General features: G+C 47.8%; 14 protein-coding genes. 5 read left to right on the top strand and 9 right to left on the bottom strand.

Annotated elements, in window-relative coordinates:
- Positions 1–6 precede the first annotated feature (6 nt).
- From B5P39_RS00250 to B5P39_RS00270, 5 genes are all read right to left on the bottom strand, one after another.
- Complete coding sequence (locus B5P39_RS00250) at positions 7–1,167, bottom strand: putative sulfate/molybdate transporter (RefSeq protein ID WP_176399842.1); 1,161 nt, start codon at positions 1,165–1,167, stop codon at positions 7–9.
- 278 nt (positions 1,168–1,445) lie between these two features.
- Positions 1,446–2,834: a tetrathionate reductase family octaheme c-type cytochrome gene (locus B5P39_RS00255; protein ID WP_088210015.1), complete on the bottom strand. Its 1,389-nt coding sequence runs from the start codon at positions 2,832–2,834 to the stop codon at positions 1,446–1,448.
- Between the two features lie 47 nt (positions 2,835–2,881).
- Entirely contained in the window at positions 2,882–4,612 is a 1,731-nt protein-coding gene (locus B5P39_RS00260) for a DUF3373 domain-containing protein (protein ID WP_088210016.1), read from the bottom strand.
- Positions 4,613–4,790: 178 nt separating this feature from the next.
- Positions 4,791–5,120 carry a c-type cytochrome gene (locus B5P39_RS00265; protein WP_088210017.1) on the bottom strand — a complete coding sequence of 110 codons (330 nt, stop codon included), beginning with the start codon at positions 5,118–5,120 and terminating at the stop codon, positions 4,791–4,793.
- Between the two features lie 505 nt (positions 5,121–5,625).
- Positions 5,626–6,357, bottom strand: coding sequence for an SDR family oxidoreductase (locus B5P39_RS00270; RefSeq protein ID WP_088210018.1), 732 nt, complete (start codon positions 6,355–6,357; stop codon positions 5,626–5,628).
- A gap of 161 nt (positions 6,358–6,518) precedes the next feature.
- Between B5P39_RS00270 and B5P39_RS00275 the strand changes: the two genes are divergently transcribed.
- A complete protein-coding gene (locus tag B5P39_RS00275; protein ID WP_011718450.1) occupies positions 6,519–7,358 on the top strand; it encodes a LysR family transcriptional regulator in 840 nt (279 codons plus the stop codon).
- Between the two features lie 63 nt (positions 7,359–7,421).
- Here the strand turns inward: B5P39_RS00275 and B5P39_RS00280 are convergent, their stop codons facing one another.
- Together B5P39_RS00280 and B5P39_RS00285 are read right to left on the bottom strand one after the other, a co-directional pair.
- A complete protein-coding gene (locus tag B5P39_RS00280; protein WP_088210019.1) occupies positions 7,422–8,960 on the bottom strand; it encodes a tetratricopeptide repeat protein in 1,539 nt (512 codons plus the stop codon).
- Positions 8,961–9,077: 117 nt separating this feature from the next.
- Positions 9,078–9,914, bottom strand: a complete 837-nt coding sequence (locus tag B5P39_RS00285; protein WP_088210020.1) for a mechanosensitive ion channel family protein — start codon at positions 9,912–9,914, stop codon at positions 9,078–9,080.
- Between the two features lie 168 nt (positions 9,915–10,082).
- Between B5P39_RS00285 and B5P39_RS00290 the strand changes: the two genes are divergently transcribed.
- On the top strand, positions 10,083–10,562 hold the full coding sequence (locus B5P39_RS00290; protein WP_088210021.1) for a hypothetical protein: 480 nt from the start codon (positions 10,083–10,085) through the stop codon (positions 10,560–10,562).
- 431 nt (positions 10,563–10,993) lie between these two features.
- Positions 10,994–12,169, top strand: coding sequence for a type III PLP-dependent enzyme (locus tag B5P39_RS00295; RefSeq protein ID WP_088210022.1), 1,176 nt, complete (start codon positions 10,994–10,996; stop codon positions 12,167–12,169).
- Positions 12,170–12,228: 59 nt separating this feature from the next.
- On the opposite strand, the gene B5P39_RS00300 is transcribed toward B5P39_RS00295, so the two are convergent.
- Positions 12,229–12,441: a YdcH family protein gene (locus tag B5P39_RS00300; protein ID WP_011624237.1), complete on the bottom strand. Its 213-nt coding sequence runs from the start codon at positions 12,439–12,441 to the stop codon at positions 12,229–12,231.
- Positions 12,442–12,853: 412 nt separating this feature from the next.
- On the opposite strand from B5P39_RS00300, the gene udp reads away from it, so the two are divergent.
- The gene (udp, locus tag B5P39_RS00310; RefSeq protein ID WP_011624236.1) at positions 12,854–13,612 is read left to right on the top strand and encodes a uridine phosphorylase; all 759 of its coding nucleotides are present in this window, start codon (positions 12,854–12,856) and stop codon (positions 13,610–13,612) included.
- Between the two features lie 109 nt (positions 13,613–13,721).
- Here the strand turns inward: udp and B5P39_RS00315 are convergent, their stop codons facing one another.
- Entirely contained in the window at positions 13,722–14,474 is a 753-nt protein-coding gene (locus B5P39_RS00315) for an outer membrane protein OmpK (RefSeq protein ID WP_011624976.1), read from the bottom strand.
- Positions 14,475–14,961: 487 nt separating this feature from the next.
- On the opposite strand from B5P39_RS00315, the gene B5P39_RS00320 reads away from it, so the two are divergent.
- Positions 14,962–15,432: an NfeD family protein gene (locus B5P39_RS00320; protein WP_088210024.1), complete on the top strand. Its 471-nt coding sequence runs from the start codon at positions 14,962–14,964 to the stop codon at positions 15,430–15,432.

Genomic DNA, 15,432 nt, shown 5'->3' on the forward strand with positions numbered 1-15,432 from the left:
CGGTGCTTAACGCATGGCGAGCATGGCCCAAGTGCGGCGCCCCTGCTCGAGAAGAATGCCAACAGCCAGCCCTGCGGCGGCGTTCACAGCCAAGCAAGTGACTGCAGTTGCGAGGATCACAAAGATACAGAAGGGTTTACCATCGATAAGGCGTTTTGACCACGCCAGTTGCAAGCCACCGATTGAAAGCAAACTACCGAGAATTGCCACAGGAATAAGCCCTAGCAACCATGCAATTTGGCTATCCCAAAACAGGGCAATAACCACACAAGTACCGCCGAAGATTAATGGCGCAAGGTGAGTGCGCGCACCAAAGTGGTATTGCACCGCAAGGCCTCCCGCGCCATGACACATGGCCGCCGCCCCAAAAGGCGCGAGTAACAAATTGGCCAGCCCAGAGCTAATGGCCAAGTTTTTAGGCGTGAGTTTGGCGGCGTCTTCGGGGAATTTTTCCTGCGCCATGGCCGAGGTGGCTATCACCGCATTGGTTAAGGTGAGGGCGAGCTGTGGCAACACCAGTAAAATCGCCGCCGAGCTCCACTCATTGAGGCTAGGCCAAGCCAAATGCAGTGAGGCGCTCAAGGCGGGAATATTCAGGCTGCTAGTTATTTCGGTTTGGCTGTTGGCTTGCCACAACATGCCCGCTGCGATCACCAGTGGCATAGCAAGGTAACGTAACGGTAAGAATTTACTCACAAATAGCAAGGTAAACGCGCCGAGTCCGAGCAGCCAAAAGTCGCTCATCATCTTAGTGCCCATCCACATCAATTGCAGTCCAATAGCAAGCTGGATACCGACACTCACGGCTTGGGATAATTGTTTGGCAAGCCAAGTAATAGCACCACTAAACGCCAAGATTAACAGTATGATACCCATCAGCATAGCGCTGGCTTGCAACATCCCAGGCGTTAAGCCTTGGGCGATGACGAGGGCGGCGATGACCTTCATGGGTTGGACGGGAATAGGGCGGCGATAAAATAAGGCGCTTAAGATCGCGAATAGGCCGAAACCTAAAAATATCCCTTGAGGCGAAAATTGGTTTAGGGCAATTAAGCCCAGGACTAAGGGTAAAAAAGTACCTAGGTCGGCAAAGGCGCCGCTGGTTTCACCGAGTAAACGGTTAAGCGGTTGAGTCGGGTGCTGTGTTGGGGTTTTGCCCGCGGTCATAGAGGTTGCCACTATTGAACATTGCCTGATTAGGCAAAATAAATGCCATAAAAATCAGTTAATTTGACTTATAAACAGAGCCAAAGTCCTTTTCACGCCTGTAGGTTGAGACAAACTGGGACAGTATTATTTTTTAACTGCGGCGATTTGTCTTTGTTGGCAAAGTATAGCTGATAAAAAAGAGAGCTTAGCCAGCGGGTACTAAGCTCTCAAAGGTTTGCAGGGGAGCGATACTCGCTATGCCTTAAGTTTGGTTAGGCGATAGCGAGTGGAACGGCTTATGGTTGTTTATGCTTAGGGCCTTGCTTGTTTTTCATAGGGTCGCCTTGATAGCCCAAGGCTTGCCAATCGAGTCGAGTGCCTTTGTTGTGGCAGTCATTACAGTTAAGGGCTTGTTCTTTTGGAGACACCATGTGGTTGATACGCCACCACATTTCAGTGGCGGCAAAGTCATATTCACCACTGTATTTAATGCCTTTTTCCAACATGGTTGGATTGGCTTCCATACCTAGTTTCGCCGCTAAATTCCAATCAAACTCGCTCCAATATCCACCCTTGCCATAGGTTTTTGGGGTGATAAAGATGTTGAGTTTTTTGTCGTAAATTTGCTTACCGGTATGCACCTTAAAGGGATAAATCTTGGCTTTAGCATCGTTAATGTCGCCCATAGGGTAGGTCAGCTTAGTGACGACATTCGGGTCCATTTTGTCCCCCGCCATATAAGCGTTAGCGGTGCCGTTGTACCAAGCGTACTGGGGCTTGACCATTTTCTCCCACACGAAGTCACCCTTTTTCTTCTGATAGGTGTGTTTGCCATATTGATCTACGGTCTCAGGTTTATCATCACCCGCAGTTGACCAATCCCAGTGCATCTTGGTGGGTTCATTCTTAGCGAAGAAGGGAATATGGCAGGTTTGGCAAGCCACGGTTGCGGTATGGGTATTGAGCTTTTTGTTGCTGTGCGGCGCGCTCTCGTGGCAGTTCTCACAGCCTATATGGTCAATACCACCAGGGGATACACCCATGGCATTACCCGAGATTTGATGTTTTTCAGTGGTATGACAGTTTTGGCATTGGAAGTTATTGCCATCGCTGTCCATGTGCACATCGGTGGCTTTATCGGGATAGGCCATGGAGGAGTCGAGGTCCCCGTGCTTGACCGCATCACCACCGCCACCATAGAAGTGGCAGCTACCGCAGTTATCCCGCACGGGTTCACCCACGTTTTGCGCGATCTTCGCCAGATCGAGTTTTGCCATGGGCTCGCCTGCACCCGCGGGGTCTTTTACATAGGTGCCTGTGGTGTCGTGGCAGACTAGGCAGTCCACTTTGGTTTTGTCTTTAAAATCAAAGTTACTGTCCTTCCAGCCATAACCAGCGTGGCAGCTGGTGCAGCGAGGCTCGTTGCTGGAAATCGACACACAGAAGTTATTAATACTGTTTTTCTTACCGCGTAATACGGTTCTATCGGGGAGCTTTTGTTCTAACTCCCATGTCCAGTGGGAGGTTTTCATCATGTCTGTGGCTTGTTCTTCGTGGCAGGTTAAACACTGAGTTGTGACCTCAGAACCTGTGGCGAAGGGGCCTTTGAGAACGTCTTTATGGGGATTGGCAGCCTGCGCTTGCAACGCCATACCCGCTAAGGCAATAACAATGAGTTTTTTCATTCTGTACTCCCGCCCTCGGCGATACCGAGGGCTGAATGGCATTTAGGTTAGAAGTTAATGGTCAGCGAGGCGTTCACATCGAAGGCCTTATCGACCACTGGCAGCATTGAATAGGCTGAGCCCGCTAACACCTCATCGATTTTTTGTGGTGCGCCCACAGGCGTGCCGCTACCTGTGTATTCGTAGTCGTAGTAGAGCCCTGCCAGTTTGATAAACATTTTGGGATTGATATCAAAGATGTAATAGGCTTCGCCGACGTGGCCACGGGTGGCTAACTTGCTACCGATTGGGTCATCTTGGGCTTGAGTGAAAGGCGTCCAATATTTAGAACCGTAGTTATATTCCAAGCCAAACTTGCCGTAGGGCGCTGGGATTTGAATACCTACATAGATGCCATAACCATCTTTGGTATCGGCATCATCGCTGGTTTTCGGCACCATAATGATTTCGGTGCCTGTGCTGTTGAGCTCTGCTTCGAACACCGCATCGGATAACATGCCGCCGAACATGCCGGCATTGCCATTTGGCTCTGCGCGCGTCCAGCCTAGTGAGGCAAACCATTTGATATCGTTAGCTTCTTCCCGTGCAAAGCCAATACCGCCGAGGTACATATCACCAATGACGCCGCTGGGTTGTACTCGGGTGACAAAGTTAAAGTTGTCGAACTTTTGCATATCCTGGTACATGGTCGGAGCAAAAATACCCGCCAGTTGGGTCGGGAAGGCCATAGTGCCTTTAAAGCCGTCGTTGATGTCTTTGGCACCAAACACGGTAAATTGCAGGAAGTTAGTGCCGTCATTGATGGCATCGATATTAAAGCCGCCGAGGTGGGTATCCTTGGTGACTATGTCTCCAAACATTTCGCCATTACCCCATTGAGATTCAAAGCCTTGGCCATAACAGAAGCGAACCACTTGCCCCTCAACTCCAGTGATTTCCCCTAGGTTGTAGCCTAAGGTGGCACCGTCGAAGTTAAAGTTAACCAAATGGCCCGAAGGTGTGCCGCCACGCAGTTCGTTTTCACGGTAGTGGCTTGGTGGGCCATAGGTGGATGGGCGGCGGCCAATCGAGAGGTAAAACTCGGAGCCATTGATTTTTTTCCAGTCGAAATAGGCGCGCTCTACCCTTAACCAGTCACCACTGGTATTGCCGCTACTGGTGCCATCCATAGTAAATGAGCGCCAAGAATCAAATACTTGTACGCCAGTGGAGTCGCCCCAGTTTTTGTACATGCTCAGACGACCGGCAAAGCTAACGTTATCCCATACCTTGGCCTTAAGATTTAACCGCAGACGAGTGGTGTAAAAGATATCGTTATCAATATCTTGGATATGTTGCTGCGCGAGGACATAGGGCATCACGCCCTGTAACATGCCATTTTGAAAGGCGGCGGCCAGATCTGGGTTGGCTTGCATCATTTGCCCGAGTGGCGAGTTAGGATCGTTTGGCATCCCAAAGACGCCGGACATGGCCTTGGCGCCAAAGTCATTAAAGTTCACCTTAATGGCGGGGTTCCAAACGACATCGCGGTAATGCAGTGAGTGAGCCTTGGTTCTAAAGTCGCCAGTGATTTCAAGGCGGTCTAACGAGGTGTGGCGCTCGGTTTTATCGACACGGCTATTGAGTTCATCGAGCTGTTCGGTGATATCGGCCAGTTGTTGTTTCAGCTCGGCCATTTTTTGGGTGTCGGCAGGCGTTTCATTGGCGGCGGCAAAGGCTTGGCCAGACATAAACAGCGCATTCGCAACCAATATCGAAATGAGTGTAGGTGTACGCATAGGGTTTCTCCCTGAGTGTTCCGCTGGCACTGGCTTAAGGCCCTGTGCCAAATTTACCCAACAGGAGGCCCTGAGGTGTGCTCCCCATTTTTCTCTTATTGGGCTTGGTTTTTATTTCAATGGGTTAACTTACAGTTGCAGGCCTGCGGTTATCCCTTTGATTTCGGCTTAGCAGCGATTAACCGCAGGTTTGCGGTTGCTCCGAGTCGGCGGCATGGTCATACAGGAATTGCTGTATATCTTTGAGATCTTGTTCGGTGAGGTCGTTGAATACCTCAGGTTTGAGTTTGTGTTTATCTTTGTCGAAGAAGCGATCCCACTGGCTCATGGTTTTGCTCATTGGGGTTAGCTCGCCACCTTCACCACCTTGGCTATGGCAGGCTTTACATTCTTTTTTATAGAGGTGTTTCCCCTTTTTGGGATTGCCTCCCTCGGCGGCGTAGGCTTGAAGTCCCAAACTGCTGATTAGCGCGACGGCGATTGCGATCTTAGTTGAAGTTTTCATCATCTCATCCTTTCTTAATTGTCATTCACATGACTTTGTTGGTGGAATGTGGCTATTGCTTCCACCTTGTGAATAAATTTATCAAAGGTGATGGGATGTTTATTTGAGGTGTATCAATTCCATTAAAAAAATCTAATTGATAAAAATTTCATTGATAAAAATCTAATTGATTGGTGGTGGATTGATTTGGGTGGGAATTTACATTTTCAAAAACAATGATTTGTTTTTACTGCTAAATTAGCTTGTTGTGTCGCAGCTAGAGTTTTAAGTCAGAGAGGGCGAAAAAATGAGAGTGATCGAGTTAACACTTTGTAAAATTTGCGATCGCTAAAGTAGTCAATCGGAGTGATTTCGCCCGAAATCCACTTTGCTTAAGTGTGAATCTAGCGTAATTCGGTACAGTGGCTAGGGTTGAAGACGCTCGGTCGATTTCTAAGTTTTTAACGCAGCGGCATTCGCACACTGCGTTTCACCCATGACTATAGCGAGGTCGCGCCAAGCAAGTCTCTTAAGGTTGTTGGCGTGTCGGCGCTAACATTATCTCACGCACACAGACGTTTTGTGGTTGTTGCCAAGCAAATAATGCCGCGGCCGCAACGTTTTCGGGGGCAATCACGCCGCCCATTTGTTGCTTCCAATCATGGTAACCGGCTTTGATAGCATCATCCGTGGTGTGGCTTAAGAGTTCTGTCTCGACCGCACCTGGCGCAATGGTGATCAGGCGTACATCGTCCATTGCGACTTCTTCGCGGATATTTTCGGTTAAGGCATGCACGGCAAATTTAGTCGCGCAATAAGCCGCATGGTTGGGGAAGGTCTTACGTCCTGCGACCGAACTGATATTGATAATGGTGCCCGTTTTGCGCGCCTTCATTCCGGCTAAAACCGCATGGATACCATTGAGCACGCCCATCACATTGATATTGAGCATGCGGCTCCATTCGTTGGGATCTTGGGTATCGATTTGCCCAAGCAGCATGACGCCAGCGTTGTTGATAAGGCAACCGACTGGGCCAAACTGTGCTTCCGCTTGGTTAATGGCGACCTTGATGGCGGTGGTGTCGGTTACATCGACACCTATGGACAGGCTATTGGGTAACTCAAGGGCTTGCATTGGTTCTACACGGCGCGCCAGTAGTAATAGCGGGTGTCCAGCGGCGCTAAATTGTTTAGCGATGGCGGCACCTATGCCAGATGAGGCGCCAGTGATTACAACGAGGGGCTGAGTGGTTTTTGTCATTTGTCATTCCTATCTTTAGACGCGGTAAATAAGGTGGATTGATAGATCTCTAACTTGGGAGTCAGTATAAGTAGCGGTTTATAGACTGAAAAATACTTATTTCCACTGAATATGATAGGCTTTACCTATGACAGAATGTTGGGTTGATAGGGTGACGTTAGATGGTGGATTTACGCTTATTGCGGTTTTTTATCGCGATTTACGAAGAAAACAATATTACCGCGGCGGCAACGCGCTGTTATGTGAGCCAACCCTCGCTCTCGGCTGGGCTTAAACAGCTAGAGGAAGAGCTAGGCGGCGCCTTATTCGAGCGCAGTAAAAAGGGCGTAAAAGCTTTGGATAGCGCCCACTATCTGTATCCGCTGGCGGTTAAGTTGGTGGAGGAGGCCAGTAAATTACCCGCTCTATTTATGGCAAAAGCGAGTCGGCAAAAGTTGCGCTTAGCCGTGATGCCCGATCTGAGTCAGCGTCGCCTTGCTGGATTATTAACTCAAATCAATCAGGCGATTAGTCATTTAGATTTAGAGCTGGTGGATTATCAAAGTCCTGCGGATTGCCGATTAACCTTAGACAGTTTACGCCATGAGGATGAAGTGTTTTTTCCGTTATGGGAGGAGGACTATGTGCTATGTGTGCCAAGGGAGCATTCACTGGCCCAGGTTAGCAGTATTCGCCCCGAAGAGTTAAGTCAGTACGACTTTATTGAGTGCCCACCCTGCGAGGCGCACCAGCAAACCATAGGCTTACTCGCCTGCAGCAATTTGTCGCTCAATTTGGTGGCGAAGGCAGAATCTAAGTCTTTGGTGATGTCGTTGGTACTGGCGGGATTTGGGGTGAGTTTTCTCCCCGATGGATTAATCGAAGATGAGCCTAGGCTTAAACAGATTAAATTCGATGGGCCTCGGATGTTTCGCCGTATCGGTTTGTGTTATCCATCCCATCAAACCGTTGCGCCAACGTTGGCAACATTGTTGCGGCATTTGAGCAAAACCACGGCCTAAGCAGTGGTTTTAAGTGCAGGGGGTGGTCAAGCGGCTAAATCCCAGCATTCAGCAGCTTATCCCTTATTCGTTGGCCTGTAGGTAAGGTGCTAGCTGGGTTTCAATCCTCTCGATTTCATCTTGGGCATACAACAGCTCGGACTCCGTTAAGCGGGAGAGGGTCTGTTGTTGATACAAGAGTTGATCGCTATTCATCCCGTATTGACCAAAGTTGCGCAGTAATATGCTCGACCAAATATATGTTTGTACCGGTTTATCAATCGACTCATGACGGTTGATGTCAACGAGGGCTTGCATGCCATCTTGGCTGCCCAAGTCGGCGGCTTTGCGGTACCAAGTCTCTGCGGTTTGCAGCGCTTCGCGGCTCGGATGCTCGCCCTTGCGGCAGGTTTCTGCTTGGTTAAGATGGTAATACGCCTGCTGCTGATTGGGGATAGGGTGTTGATGCAAAAAGTTATTACACAGACTCTGGGCTTCGCGGATCTCTAAGGTGCCCAAGCGCTTACTGAGCTTCTCGTATGCGTCTTGATAGTCACTGATATGGCTCATGGCCGCCAATTGGTAATACATTAAGGCTTTAATCGGTTGGCGCGAGACGCCTAAGCCTTCCTCGTAGATTTTACCAAGGCCGAAGAGGGCTTCCTCTTGCCACTGGGACGCCAGCGTCTCGAATTCTGTTCTTGCCTGCTGGTAGTCATTATCTGTTTGTGGGTCGAGTAGTTTAAGGTGTGCCAGCGCTAACTTAGCAAAGACATTGTCAGCGGCGCAGGATTTTTCTAGCCAATGGCGGGCTTTGCCGTAGTCAACGGCAAAATCTTCACCATAGAGGAAACGTTTGCCTAGGTAATACTGGCGAAAATCATTTTCTGCGGCATATTCGCTGAGTAAGGCTTCGGCACGGACGAGATCCTTAGGGCCGCCTTGGCCTGAGGCCAGCATATGGCCTAAGTTATCTTTTGCGAGTTCATCACCGGCGGCGACGGCTTTCTCAAAGTATTCCCGCGCTTTGCTATAGTCTGGCGTGACACGTTCATCGTGCCAATACAGCGTACCTAAGTGGTAATAGGCATCTTGATTTCCTTGAGCGGCAGCCTTTTCGAACCAGTAAATGGCTTGGCTAGCATCGGGATCGAGAAAGGCTTGTCTGAGATACAAATAGGCGAGCTCATATTGAAACTCGACTTGCCCCGCTTCAGCACTGGCTCTGAGCTGTTCTACCTGCTCGCGTAACTGCTCGGGTGTTTGCGCCTCAGAGGCGACCAAGCTAGTCAGGGTGAGCATGGGTAAATATTGCGGATCGATTTCGGCGGCTTTTCGATACCAATATTCAGATGCCTTGGGATCGGTGGGGACTTGGGGGAATCGACCCGAATACAGCTCGGCCATGGCAATGGCGGCCACGGCGAAGCCTTTATCTACGGCCTGCTGAATATAGTCTAAGCCCGAGTTGACTTCGCCCTGATTGATTAATGTAAGTCCGTGATTGAGTAGCGCCGAGGGTTCACCCGCGGCAAGCGCTTCGGCTTGTATCTTCTTTTTTTGGTATTTGGCAAAAAGAATAAACAGAACGACAAAGGCTATAATGATAAGTATCAACGACATAGTATTCCATCACTATCGATATTTGGGCTGCACAGTAAACGCGTATCCCGACAAAATTGCAAGTTAACTGTGCCAGATGAGGCGTACAGTGGAAGCCATTCGCCTCGGCGGATGCGCTTACTTTTCTTGCAGATGAATTTCTCGCACTGGGCAAGCCATTTCGATACCAGCCTGTTTGAGGGCGTTATAAATGGCCATATTTATCTTGTATTTATGCTGAAAGTAACTTTGGGTCGGTACCCAGTAACGCACACCAATCTCAATGCCGATGGCATTAAAACCATTGATACCAATATTTGGCGTAGTGTCCTGACTGACATTGGGGTTTTGGCTCAGCTGCTCAGTGATGAGGCTTATCGCCGCCTCTGGGTCGTTGTTATAACTCAGGTTAAATTGAGTTTCGACCAGCTTATTACTGAAGGAGTTATGTAAGATCTCGCCGACGATGTGCTTGTTGGGAATGCTAATTTGCTCGCCTTCCTCATTGGTTAAAATCGTCATCCCCAAATTAATTCGTGTGACGACACCGCTTTCACCTTTGATTTCGATGGTATTTCCGACCACAAAAGGGCGAGTCACAATAATAGTGACCCCAGCGGCATAGTTCGACAGCATGCCCTGTAGGGCTAAACCGGCGCCGAGTGAGGCCGCACCAATTGCCGCCACCATGGGGGTGACGCTAATGCCTATCTTGCCTAGGGCTATAATCGCCACCATGACAATGATCAGGATACGGATCAGATTGCTGACAAAGTTACTGAGGGTGATGTCGATTTGGTGTTTTTCACACTGTTTGGCCACTAAGCGCGAGACTTTGCTGGCGACCCACAGACCCAATAAAAAGACCAAAGCGGCACCGAGTAATTGGAAACTATAATTGACTAAAAACTCGGTGATCAGCTGGTAAACGCCCTGCAGTTGTTGCAATTCTTGATCGAGTCCTGGTGTTATCATTATGATATCCTTGCAATAAATTTAACCGCCCTAGTATAACGCACAATTGCTTTTAAAGGCGTATTCGTCATGCATTGTGAAGCGTATCATGTAATGGTTCGGATTAAATGAGCCGATTGCGAGACTCGGGTATGCTATTGCCCGTATCAAAAATGGAGTTAAGTGTTTATGAGAAAGCTGTTGTTGTGCCTGTCCTTCCTTTTCACTCCCATGATGGCCTTGGCGGCAAGCTATGTTGCTGGGGATGCGATCAATCCTATTTCATTACAGGATCAAAACGAGCAAGCGGTCAGTGTGACCGACGACACCAAAGTAGTGCTCTTTAGCCGCAGTATGAAAGGCGGCGATATTATTAAAGAAACCCTGACGCCATTGGCGGGAGATAAGTTTCCGCAGCATTTAGTCTATGTGGCGGATATCAGTGGCATGCCATCGTTGATCGCCAAATTTGTCGCCGTGCCGCAAATGCAGGAGTTGCCCTTTGCCATTGGGTTAGACAGAGAGGGCGAGATCAGCCGCCTGTTACCCGATACTAAAGATATGGCGACGATGATTTTACTGGATCACCGCAATATTCAGGACATCGCCTACTTCGATTCGAGTGAAGCCTTAAGCCAAGCTCTAGCGAAATTAAACGAGTCGCAATAGCCCGTTCTTCGTGGTCAATGTTGAGGGGGGGCTATGTTGAAGGGCTCCCCCCTCAACTCATTTCATCCCGCTTTAGAGTGGTGATTTTGGGCTCGTGTGGATTGAGCTTGAATCGCTCATCGGCCGACGAGTGTTACTCGGTATTTTTCCTCAGATCATCTTTAGCTGCATAAGCTTGGATTGTCGTCGTAAAAAATTCATTTTTCCTACCTCAAAAACGTCAAAATTTTCTGTTGTGCTCTTGTGCATAATCATCTGTTTTGATGGCAGTTTTTTTACGTTTGTCACTACTTAAAATTTCATGGAATAAAAAGTTAGTTATTAAGCATAAAAATTCGTTGCGTTAAATAAAAAAATAGCGTTTACTGCGCACGTTTTTAAGACAGATAACCCAATTTTTTACCATTTGACCCAAAGGAGACTCTGGCCCAATGAGCCAATTTCAATCTATTGATGTTGCTGACTATTATGATGCTCAAACCTTCAAACGTATCGAAGAGTTTGCTAAAGATAAAGCGACCCCGTTCGTGGTGATTGATACCAGTATCATTGCGAAACAATACGATGACATGGTTAATAGTTTTCCTTATGCCGATGTTTATTATGCAGTTAAGGCAAACCCTGCGGCTGAGATCCTGACGTTACTCAAAAACAAAGGGTCAAACTTCGATATTGCGTCGATTTATGAATTAGATATGGTCACTAACGTGGGCGTAACGCCTGACCGCGTGAGCTATGGCAATACCATCAAAAAGCGTCAAGATGTGCGTGCGTTTTATGAGCGTGGTGTGCGTATGTATGCATCGGATTCTGAAGCCGACTTACGCATGATCGCCGAAGAAGCGCCGGGTTCACGCATCTATGTGCGTATCCTGACCGAAGGCACAGACACCGCCGATTGGCCACTGTCTCGTAAGTTTGGTTGCCAAAATGAGATGGCTTATGAGCTGTTAGTTCTGGCGAAGGAATTAGGCTTAGAGCCCTTTGGTATTTCATTCCACGTGGGTTCACAGCAACGTGATATCGGCGCTTGGGATTCGGCGATTGGTAAAGTGAAGAGCATCTTCGATCGTCTGCGCGATGAGCACAATATCGTCCTGAAGATGATCAATATGGGTGGCGGTTTCCCTGCTAACTATATCGACAAAACCAATCAACTCGGTGTGTATGCTGAACAAATCACCCACTTCCTGAAGGAAGATTTTGGTGACGATTTGCCACAGATCATTCTGGAGCCGGGTCGCTCGCTGATCTCTAACGCTGGGGTATTGGTGTCTGAGGTGGTGCTGATCAGTAAGAAATCCTACACCGCATTAGAGCGTTGGGTATTTACCGATGTGGGTAAGTTCTCCGGTTTAATCGAAACCATGGATGAAGCGATTAAATTTCCAATCTTCACCCACAAACAAGGTGAGTTGGATAAATGTGTTATCGCCGGCCCAACCTGCGATAGCGCCGACATCATGTACGAACACTACAGCTATGGTCTGCCGAATGACCTAGCGATTGGAGACCGTATGTACTGGTTAACTGCCGGTGCTTACACCACCACTTATTCTGCAGTGTGTTTTAACGGTTTCCCACCTCTGAAGGATTACTACCTGTAATCTTGACCGCAAGGCAACAAAAAGGGCGCTTAGGCGCCCTTCGTTTTTGGCGTCACCACTTAATTGTGGGATTTGAGAATTTGATAGATCTCTTCTTTTAAATGCAGTTTTTTGCTTTTGAGTTCTTTCACTGTGGGATTGAAATCACTGCCAACGCGTTTTTCCAGTTGTTTGATTTCTTCATCTAATTGATTGTGCTCGTTGAATTTGCGTTGAAAATGAGCATCTTGAGTCTTTAAGGTGGTAATGAGATCTCGATATTCTGGAAACATTGGCGTTCTCCTTGTCGTCTTTTATCGTGATTTGGTCTCGTCTTAACCCTAACCTTAGGCACGATGATGAAACGTGATATGGATCAATATTTGTCCTCCTACAGATTAATACTAAAGGGTGATTTCAGCAAACTAGCTATAAATCAACAACCTATATCTTTTATATTGCTCTGTGTGGCGAGTGAGTCAGATCTGGCTCACACTTACTTTCACCTGATTGACGAGTGCCCACAGAAACATCACAGATTTGCTATCTTTGTGATCAAGCTGTAATAGGTTTGGTAATTACATTACGAATGAACAATTCTTCTTGCCGATAATTCTGTGATCAAGTTAACCTTCACCGCTTCGATACTAGGTTAAAGTCGATTCAATAAGAATTTTATTATCAAAAATGAAAGGGGTTTTCACGATGGCTGATGTATTTCACTTAGGTTTGACCAAAGCGATGCTCGATGGTGCCACTTTGGCGATTGTGCCGGGCGATCCAGAGCGTGTAAAACGTATTGCTGAGTTAATGGATAATGCTACATTCCTCGCAAGCCACCGCGAGTACACCAGCTACTTAGCGTATGCTGACGGTAAGCCAGTGGTGATTTGCTCTACCGGTATCGGTGGTCCATCAACGTCGATTGCAGTTGAAGAGTTAGCGCAATTAGGCGTGAATACCTTCCTGCGTGTTGGTACCACAGGTGCGATTCAACCCCATGTAAATGTGGGTGATGTGATTGTGACTCAAGCGTCTGTGCGCTTAGATGGTGCGAGCTTACATTTTGCACCTATGGAGTTCCCAGCGGTTGCTAACTTCGAATGTACCACTGCTATGGTTGCTGCGTGCCGCGATGCGGGCGTAGAGCCTCATATCGGTGTTACTGCATCTTCTGATACCTTCTATCCAGGTCAAGAGCGTTATGACACTGTGACTGGCCGTGTGACCCGTCGTTTTGCTGGCTCAATGAAAGAGTGGCAGGACATGGGCGTGCTGAACTATGAAATGGAATCAGCGACCCTATTCACTATGTGTGCGACTCAAGGTTGGCGTGCGGCGTGTGTGGCTGGCGTTATCGTAAACCGCACTCAACAGGAAATCCCGAACGAAGCGACAATGAAGCAAACTGAAGTCAGTGCTGTTTCTATCGTCGTGGCTGCGGCTAAGAAGCTACTGGCTTAATTCGCCGACGCGCTCCCCTGCAAAGCGAGTGTTGCGTGCGTAATAAAAAAGGTGCCTAAGGCACCTTTTTTATTCGCTGTATCCGCTAAGACGGACTGTATCACTTAGATTAGAAGTGGTACTGAGCAATTACAGAGTAAGTGTCTTGGTCGACACCCTTCACGCCGTATTTGTTGGTCCACAGATCGTACTCGATACCCACAAGCAATTTATTTGCCTTATGGTCACCAAATAGGCTCTTACCTAAATCGTATTTCAGCTGCGGGTTGAAGTGGAAGTTCTCTTCATAACCACTGTTATCCGTGGCAAATACCCAATCGATAAAGCCATCGAGCACGATATTGGCAGAACCTACAGGGATATCGATTCTGAAGACTGGGGTGAACTGCCAGCCATCACTGATATTGCCTGAGCTCATCGCATCGCGACGATAGGTGTTGAAGTTAAGGTAGGTAAAGTAAGGTACGGCAACATCGACCCCTAAGCCATAGAGCAAGCTATGCACAGGGCCTTCACCTTCTTCGTAGGTGAGGGCTAATGAAAGATCGGTAATTGGGCCGAACGCAATTTTTTCGCCGAGGATTTTGCTCGCGCTAAAGCGAGGTGAAATCTCTCCGTAGGTAGTGCTATCCATGCCCGTGTGGTCGCCTTTGAAGTAGATAAAATCTTGGAAGGCAAACCAATCACCGTATTTCCATGCACCAGCGGTTTCGAGTGTGACTGTCGCTTGCTTGTCCGAAGGAGCCAAGTCGTAGTCTTCGCCATAAAGAGCGGTTGCACTGAAATCCCACCACTGTACTAAGTCACCAGCAAATGCTTGAGGTGAAAGCATTAATGCTAGACATAGGCATGTCTTTTTCATTGTTATTTCCTGTTGTAGGGGTAGAGGCTAAATAAAGTTGTACTCAGTTCCTGCTCTGAGGGCAGAACCTACAAACGGCTAGGATGGAGCGGCTTGTATGGGTGCTGGCAGAGGGCAAGGTAAAAAGTGCGGGCAATATATGCAAAAATTTACAATTATTCAAAGTTTTTTATCGAATGTTGTTGTGAAAATCACATAATCAAATTGTGGATTTTATGATGTTTAATCTATTGATTTTTAGTGATTATTTTATTTGCTGATACGTTTTCGATGATATTGTGAGCTAACTTTTTGAATTGATTGTGCTTAATTTTAGAACAACTCGAGTCGATATTTTGCCGCGAGTCAATTCATCCCCTCATTTTCCCAAGTTAATTGTCTTGCCGTGCTTTTTAAATCGGCGTATAACTTTATGACATATTATGTCGCAAATCTGTCACTCTGCTGCTATAGTGCTGCACAGGATGCTCTCATTTCAGGGGGGAATATGGAGTTTTCGAATCTGATTTTAGTTTGGTCTATTATCGGGATTATCTTGATGTTAGCCGAGCTGGTGATACCTGGAGGTATTGTCGTGCTACTCGGCGCCGCCTGCTTAGTGGTGGCTGGCGCCTTAGGGGTTGGCCTAGTGGAAGGTGTGGTTCAGAGCCTGACATTGTGGTTTATTTCCGCCATCGTCTTATTACTCGCCTTTCGGCAAGTCACTCAAAAATTGGTTGGTGGAGATTCCCATGTGGATAACACCGATGAAGAACTTGATATCTACAATCAAATCGCCCGTGTTAAGCAAACCATAGGTCCAGGACAAACGACAGGAAGAGTCGAGTTCCAAGGGAGCGAATGGCCCGCATTGGGGGATGGTAGTATCATTGCTGCGGGCACTGAGGTCAGGATTATCTGCCGTGACAACATTGCCCTAGTGGTTGAGCCTGTTGAGCAGGCAACGTCTCAAAACTAA

This window comes from Shewanella sp. Shew256 (genome assembly GCF_002196695.1).
GTDB lineage: Bacteria > Pseudomonadota > Gammaproteobacteria > Enterobacterales > Shewanellaceae > Shewanella > Shewanella mangrovisoli.